Below are 7,979 nucleotides of genomic sequence, written 5' to 3' on the forward strand. Positions count from 1 at the left end.
CATAGGGAAACCCATTAACCTTCGAGCTTCCACAGCAGGCTCGACACCATATTCGTAGTCATGTGGGCCACGATGGGAATCAGCAGATTGCCGGTTTCCAGAGCACTGAAGCCCAGCACGGCTCCCACCGCCGTTGCCCAGATCACATAGGGCCATTGCTGCACACCACTGAAGTGCAGCACACCAAAGCAAAGGCTGGATACCACCACTGCCAGGCCATTGAAGCCTAGGGCAGGTAGCATGACGCCACGAAACAGCAGCTCTTCGCTCAACCCCGGCAAGATCCCTAGCCAGACGAGGTCAGGCCAGATCAGGGGTTTGAGCACAAGCTTCAGATATAAATCAGCGCTGTATTGGTAGGCGGGCCAAAGCTGGTACACCAGACTGCTGGCCACCGTGATGCCCAGCCCAATGCCCACACCGAGGGCGATCGCCGACACCGATAGCTGCACCTCCAAAATCATCCCATCATCTAGCCAAAGCCAGATCCGGGCCACCAATAGCAATAGGATTGCCGTGACGCCCATGGCCGCCAAGATTTGGATGCGGCTAAGGGGTTCAAACTCTGGCTCTTGAGGCAACGGTTTACTCACAGGACAGTTCAGAAGTGGACAACGGGGGGCTTGATAGCGGACGTAGGGGTAACAAGGTGGGCGTGAGTGCATCGAGATGGACACCGGCCCGCTCGGCAGCGATCGCCCCGATGGCTTCCAGGTATGACGTCACCCGCAGGGCGGAAAGCCCCAAGGTATCGGGAGAAGCTTGCATCATCGTCGAGTTGTCACCTACGGTAATCAGCCGGGCTGTTTGACTCAAGCCTAGCACTGCGGCCCCACCACAGGCACTGTCGGGAGCAATCAGAGTTTGAATGTGGTTGGCCCAAATGCTGTGCGCATCAACCCGATCGGTAAACTGCGGGGCGCGGCTTAGACCAGCCAGCACGCAGGGCAAAAAGGTATAGCCAAGTTCCTCTGCCGCTGAGCGAGGAGAAATGCTGGGATCTAAGGGCAGAGGTTGGAGAGCCGGCGCATGGGCACAGGGCAGCCGAAAGGTTTTAACCACGAGGTGGCTGATCACCGCCTCTGCTCCCGCTAGGGGATCCACGCCCTGGCCCTGACGATACTGGGTGAGGGCGTCGCTACCCACGTCATCGGGAAAACGGGCTACCACAGCGATCGCCTCCGCTCCACCTCGATGGATAGCTGCCTCCACGGCCCGCAGGAGACTATCGGGACGTTGAATCGTGCCCCAGGTGGCCCCCGAGTCCGCCGTTTGCAGCGACACTCCTAGGGGCGCATCGGTGACCACGTAGTCAGTCAAACTCAGACCCAGAGTGGCGCGGGCAGCATCCGCCGCCTGCAACTGTCGCCAGCGCAGGTCGGGTTCAATGCCCGCATCCAACACCAGGCCAATGCGATTCTGCTGCACCGGACGCAGCCCCCAACGTCCCAAGGCCACCTGATCGAGCCCATAGCCTTCCACATACAGGGCGTTGGCGATGGGCCAGTAGAGCTGGGCTCCGTTGAGCACATTGGGATGGGTAATTAGGCAATCCACCACTTGGGCGATCGCTCGTGCCACCGGCAGGGCATCACCGGCATAGCCACCGATGGCGGCACCTACGCCCGTCGGCACGATCAGCATGGCCGTGTAAGGCATGGAGATGGGGGTCATCCGTCTTGCCTCCCAGGGGCGATCGCTTGCATCACCACTGCTTCCACGATCGCCACCTGACGATCCGCATCCACCTGAGTAATGGCCCAGCGCAGCGGATCGCCATAAACAGCTAGGGCCTGCTCAATAGCAATTACTCGCTCTGCTTGCACTAAGGCGAGGGGAAGTTCTAGCGTTACAAACTGAGTCACCATAGCAGTCTAGCGATCGCCTTCTGTAGAGTTCATCTAACGCTTGTCTGCCTGGGGATCGGCTCCAATCCCAGTTACGCTTTATTTTGAAACTGCCCAAACTGTAGGTGATAGACCGTATCTTCCTTCTCGGTTTCAATCTTCAGGTTAGACCGGGGATAGGAACAGCAGAGCAGCGCATAGCCTTGGGCTTGCAGATCGGGACTGACGCCCATACCCTCGCTTTGGTCAACCTCACCTTCGACCACCAATGCCGCACAGGTGGTACAAACTCCAGCATTACAGGACGAAGGCAGCTCCAAACCCTCATCCAAAGCTTTAGACAAAATGGTTTGATGGTCGGGCACTTGCAGCGTATAGGTTGTGCCTTGATGTTGAATCTGAACAGTATATTCGGCCATTGTTTGACTAACGTTTAACGAATTTTAAAGTGACTCTTAAACAGCAAAACCCTCTGCCACCGGGGGCAGAGCGATCGCACCAAACGTTTGGGGGTTTCAGCCGCTTTAGTTAGACCGTAAAGGTTCGCTTCAGTTCGTCAATCAGGTCGTCGAGCTCTTCTAGGGCCTGGTTGACATCAATGCGCAACGTACCCAAATCAGGTTGCTCAAGCAACTTGAGAAGCGATTCGCGCTTACGTTCTAACACGCTAATTTTGCCGATCATAAGTTGTGGGTCTAGCATTACAATTTCTTAGCGTAGGCTGCTTCAGGATTATACCGGGTGGAGACCGTTCCCTTGAAGGTGCCCCATATATACGGTAGGGCATTTCGGAGCGAGCGATACATCTCGTCCGATTGGAACTCGCTAGGGGCTGAATCATCAAGTCTGCCCCGTTAGGATGTCAGATTTCCCGTTACCGACATACACTAGGGCAAAGGGAACGCGCCTCGCTGATGAGTATCTGCCCCTAGGCTAGTCTAAACCTACGGGTCATGGCCAATCGCTGAGCCGCCATCTAGCAGCGACACAATTAAATAGCACCACGGTATTCGCAAAACCTCCACATCTCGTCCTCCTGAGGCTTACGCACCGACTCTAAATCTGCCCCATTTAGAGATCATGTTTATGCTTGAACGACTTCCAGACCGCTTTGTAGCGTAAGTCATGCCATCGGAAAGACCCTTATTGAGTTTATGATTCAGGCATCAACCATGTCTCAAGACGTTCTGGCCCAAGCACAAACCGGCGACCCTAAAGCAATCGAGCGCCTGATGAACCACACCACGCGATCGCGCGGTATTCGCACCCGTGTGGCATCCCAAGATGGTTATCTACATATTTTGTTTGAGTCGGATCGATCCATCGACCAAGCCAAGATGACCACGTTCGTGCGCCAAAGTCTTGTTCAGCTTCGGGTGGAAGCAGTCGCTGCCGTTATGGTGTATGGACGACAGCAGCACCAGCCCCATGTTAATTGGACGAGCAAGGTACTGTTGGATAGCGAGCCGGCTGAGGATATCCCAGAGAATAGTTCCAGGGACAGCTCAGAGGACACAGAGGATCGTGCAGAGGCCATCTCAGACAATCTGCCCATTGCCCCTCCACCCATGGCACCTGAACCCACGAACCCTGTAACCTCATCGTTATCCGAGCCCAGCGAGCCCCAATCCGAGCAATTTGAGGCAACCTCTGATCTGGAAGTTTCGGCCATCCCTCAAACTGAAGACTATCTAGCGATCGAGGAGCCTACGCAAGCCACCGCCACCGATTACGCCGTCACCGATTACGTTCTCCCAACGCTTCCACCTGAAGCAGCCCAAGCACCCGATGATTCTGACCAGAATCTGACGGATCAACGTTTTATCCCAAACGATGATGCGAATCCTCCAAGCATGGCTGCAGATGAACCGACGGCTGCTGAGCGTCAAGACAGTGAGTGGGACAGTCTCAGTCGTTTTGACGTCATGGGCACAACAGATGCTGACGTATCCCTCTATATCGATGACGTTGCCTTCACAGATGTAGAGTTTACCTCTGGCAACCCCGAGGCTCTCACAGGTGCTTTTGGCGATCTCCAAGGGGGACAAAATCCCTTTCAACTACCATCCCCTTCATCTGAGAGCGATCAATTAGATACGGCTGACGTGTTGTCTGAAAATGGTATGGAGCAGACCGCCGAAGCCGATGAGCAGGATACGGAAGATAGCCCAGATCTGGATATGGATGATGATGCGGCAGAGCGCAATGCCGCCATGGAAGAGTTGCTCGACAACTGGGATGACGATGCCGTTGACCAGCAGCAGCCAGATTTTGAAATGCCGTCGGACGACGAGCTGCGAGCGGTGCTATTTCCCAATGGCGATCTATCCGAGCCAAGTTTCTTAGAGGCTGAAGATCACGGCTGGGGTGATTTGGCGATCGCTCCTGATGCCGCCCCGGCTGATGCATCGGAAGGCAACGAGGACTTGGATGATGCCGATCTGGATGACTTATTGCTTGCCAATGAGATCGCTGCTGAATCTCAGTCCATGGACGAGTTTGACTTAGACGCCTTTGGCGGTGCAGATGATGCAGAAGCTGAGATGGGTGAGGAAGCGATCGCAGAATCGGTCTGGCCCGAGGAAGCCACAGAAGCCATCGATCTAGATGAGGCGTTGATGTTTGCCGATCAGGTTGATCAGTCGGCAGATAACGCATGGGCGGAGCTTGATGAGGGTCAATCTGAGGCAGCAGATCCGGATGATCTAGTGTTTGATGATGCCGCGATCGCGGATGCTGATGAGGGTGCGGATGGGGGCGATCGCGCCTTTGAAGACTCTTTAATAGAAGGTTTAGATCAAGAAGATTGGAGTATCGAAGAATCTCTAACCGAGGGGCTTCAGAGTGAAGATCTCATCGTTGAAGAGTCTGTATCTGAGGGACTCGATCTTGAAGATTTCATGTTGGAAGAATCTTCGACCGATGTTGACGATTTGATCGTTGACGAATCTGCAGAAGAGAGTTTAGATAGTGAGGATTTAGTCTTCGAAGAATCTGAAGCAGAAGGATTTGATTTAGAAGACTTGATGTCTGAAGAGTCTACATCAGAGGGACTAGGAACTGAAGAGTTAGTTTTTGAGGAGTCTGCGATCGCAGGTTTAGAGCCTGACGATCTGGTTTTTGATGAACCTTTGACAGAGACAACGGATAGTGTAGACCTGGTCTTCGAGGAGCCTCTATTAGAAGGCTTAGAACCTGACGATTTGGTTTTTGAAGACTCCGCAGGAGAAAGCCTAGAATCTGAAGAGTTAGTCTTCGAAGAACCTGCAGCAGAAGGATTTGATTTAGAAGATTTGATGTCTGAAGATTCTGCATCAGAGGGACTAGAAACTGAAGAGTTAGTCTTTGAAGAATCTACATCTGAGGGTTTTGATCTCGAAGATTTGATGTCGGAAGAATCCGCATCAGAGGGCTTTAGTGCTGAAGAGCTAGGCTTCGAAGACCCTACATCGGAGAGTTTTGATTTAGACGACTTGACGTCTGAAGAATCTGCATCGGAGGGCTTTAGCGCTGAAGAGTTAGTTTTTGAAGACCCTGCATTAGAAGATTTAGACCATGAAAGCTTAGTCTTTGACGAACCTCTGGTAGAGAGCGCTGATAGTGACGATCTAGTCTTTGACGAACCTGAGTCAGAGGGTTTGGATTTAGAAGACTTTACGCCTGAAGCATCTACATCGGAAAGCTTTAGCGCTGCAGATTTCGTCTTTGAAGATTCTGCGGCAACGGAGGAAGATAGTACAAACTTAGGTCTGGAAGCTTCCTCAGCCGAGTATGGTGATCGTGAAGATCTAGGCTGGGAGGAAGCAGAATTTCCGGGGTTAGAAGAGCTGGATATGGCTACAGAATCCAGTGATGAAACCTCTGATCTTGAGGCTTTCATCTTTGAGGAACCGGGGTTAGATGGACTGGATGACCTAGACCTTGCGATGGATGATCCCCTAGGAATGCCAGCGAATGATATCTCCACTGATGCTGTAGATGATTGGTCAGCAGACTTGGACTCTCCCACCATGAGCAGCTTGATCTCTGGAGAGACCGAGGACGCGATCGCCTTTCCGAACTTGACTGAGATGATGGATGTGGATCTCGATGATGAGGCGTTTATCCGTGAGTCGTCATCGGAATCTGTTGCCAGTGAAGGGACGGTAGATGAACCCCTCGATAGGTCTCAGTCCTTCGCTGAGTCTTTGGGTGCTGATCAAGAACTTGGTCTAGACCGTGCCACCGAGGCAGCGATCGCCTCGGATGTGGATGATGTGCTGGCTGCTTTGGATGAAATGGCGACCAGTCCGGTTGCCGATGTCTCAGACCTAGATGAATGGTCGGAGCTTGAGGCCGAGTTTCATGAATCTGATCCGTTTGCCGATGCTGCGCTAGAGGGTTTGGATGAATCTGCCTTTGACGATGACGATACCGATCGCTTAGAGTCGATGCTCTTTGGTCATGAACCCGATTCGTTTCCAGAGGGTGATCTGTGGGGAGACGATAATCTGGGTGGTGATGAGGTGGAGGATCCTGCGTCGGCACATTGGGAAGAGGCGATCGCGACCTCCAATCCTGCCGTTGAGCGTCCTGAGTACGAGGATGACCTAGACTCGATGTTTTTGGGGGGAGAATCGCCTCCAGATCTCACCGCCGCCGCGGCCTGGGATCTGTATGTAGATGGAGACACCGGGGCTGACTCATCGCCCCAAGACGATCTCAATGTTCTGCTGCAGGCCGAGGCAGGAACGTCTGAGGTTGAAGGCGAATGGGACGATAGGGAAACGGCAAGCCTGAGCGCAGATGCTGCGTCTTTTGTAAGTCCTGCAGAGCCTTTGGGTGGAGCGGCGGATGTTTGGCCCCAGGCGGATACGGTGGATGAAGCACTGGATGCCTGGTCTATTGATGCTGAGGATCCAGAGGCTTTAGGTAACCTGCCGTTGACTGATGCCAATAGTCCTATGCCAGATCAGGACGCCAGTCAACCCTTGCCCTTCTCTGATTTTCCTGTCGATGGTATCAACGATACCTGGGTACCCCGGGATGATCACCCTGTTGAGGAGTTGCTAGAGCCCAGTGCAGCCAGCTCAGAGGAGCAGCCGGATTTTGCAGAAACCAAGCTGCCCAGCCTTGCGGATCTGCCCTCGCCTCAGGCGGAACTCTTGCAGCAGCGAGCCCAAATTATAGAATCCCTTGGAGATGCGATCGCTGCTCTCGCGTCTGAGGACACAACCTTAGACGATGGTAGTGATGCCCTGAGCGGCAGCCAGTCTGAATCGTTTCATACGACCGAATCGGCTGATCTCGACGATGACGATCTCAACGACGACAATCTCGACGATGGCGATCTCGACGACGACTTTGGTCTGCCTACATCAACTGAGTATGACGATCTCATGTCCCTTGGAGAGGCGATCGCTGCTCTGCCCATCTATCCGCCTGCTGAGCAAGGCTGGCCTGTGACGGTGAATGAGCCGGTCGGTCACCTGGAGCATGATGATGTCTCCGATCGTCACGACTCTGCACCAGAAAACAGGATGAGTGTGGACGAGGGCGTCGAGGGGGATGATCGGGAAGCGATCGCCCCCGAACCTCAAGTCCAGCCAAAACCGCCCACCGCCAGCTCGTCTACCTGGACACCAGAACGCCCTGAGCGTCCTCTCTGGATTGAGGTATCTGTCCCCAGTCGTTCTGTCCAACCTACCTCTCAGCAGGAACCCGACGCGTTTGATAACGTAAAACTACCGAAGGAACTGGCGGAACCGGCTGCCGATGAGTCACCGATCAGCGTTTTCAATCGTCCTGAAGCTGTGGTGCTGCTGCTGTTTGTGACCGTGCTGTTGCTGTGGCAGGCCTACCAATCCCTCATTTCTGATGCGGCTCCCGATGGATCGCTGACGGCACGAGAACTAGCCCGTCGCCTGGATGTCAACCCCAGCACGATCAACCGCCGTAAAGCCCAGCCTGACTTCCCGGCCTGGTCGCAGTTTCTAGACCCGGTTGGCATTGCCTGGATCTACACCGATGGGGTTTTCTTGCCCCAGCTTGGCGGCTTGCATGAACCCGAGAGCAGCGCATCTCTCTAATCGGGAACTCGCTGCTCTCGCACCAGCCGCAAGCCCTCCCACACTGGCATGGTCTGGGCACAAC

The 7,979-nt window shown here is 54.1% G+C and carries 6 protein-coding genes; 1 reads left to right on the forward strand and 5 read right to left on the reverse strand.

The features are described 5' to 3' along the window. Positions 1-14 precede the first annotated feature (14 nt). The 5 genes from V6D20_23050 to V6D20_23070 form a co-directional block, all read right to left on the reverse strand. On the reverse strand, positions 15-593 hold the full coding sequence (locus V6D20_23050) for a CPBP family intramembrane glutamic endopeptidase (GenBank protein HEY9818658.1): 579 nt from the start codon (positions 591-593) through the stop codon (positions 15-17). Then, on the reverse strand, positions 586-1,674 hold the full coding sequence (locus V6D20_23055) for a DUF3326 domain-containing protein (GenBank protein ID HEY9818659.1): 1,089 nt from the start codon (positions 1,672-1,674) through the stop codon (positions 586-588). Before V6D20_23055 ends, V6D20_23050 begins: the two co-directional genes overlap by 8 nt. Further along, the gene (locus V6D20_23060) at positions 1,671-1,868 is read right to left on the reverse strand and encodes a hypothetical protein (protein HEY9818660.1); all 198 of its coding nucleotides are present in this window, start codon (positions 1,866-1,868) and stop codon (positions 1,671-1,673) included. Before V6D20_23060 ends, V6D20_23055 begins: the two co-directional genes overlap by 4 nt. 71 nt (positions 1,869-1,939) lie before the next feature. Continuing rightward, on the reverse strand, positions 1,940-2,266 hold the full coding sequence (locus tag V6D20_23065; GenBank protein HEY9818661.1) for a 2Fe-2S iron-sulfur cluster-binding protein: 327 nt from the start codon (positions 2,264-2,266) through the stop codon (positions 1,940-1,942). Between the two features lie 109 nt (positions 2,267-2,375). Continuing rightward, positions 2,376-2,531, reverse strand: coding sequence for a hypothetical protein (locus V6D20_23070; GenBank protein ID HEY9818662.1), 156 nt, complete (start codon positions 2,529-2,531; stop codon positions 2,376-2,378). A gap of 488 nt (positions 2,532-3,019) precedes the next feature. Between V6D20_23070 and V6D20_23075 the strand changes: the two genes are divergently transcribed. After that, complete coding sequence (locus V6D20_23075; GenBank protein ID HEY9818663.1) at positions 3,020-7,915, forward strand: hypothetical protein; 4,896 nt, start codon at positions 3,020-3,022, stop codon at positions 7,913-7,915. Positions 7,916-7,979: the final 64 nt, after the last annotated feature.

It is taken from the genome of Candidatus Obscuribacterales bacterium (genome assembly GCA_036703605.1).
Lineage (GTDB): Bacteria > Cyanobacteriota > Cyanobacteriia > RECH01 > RECH01 > RECH01.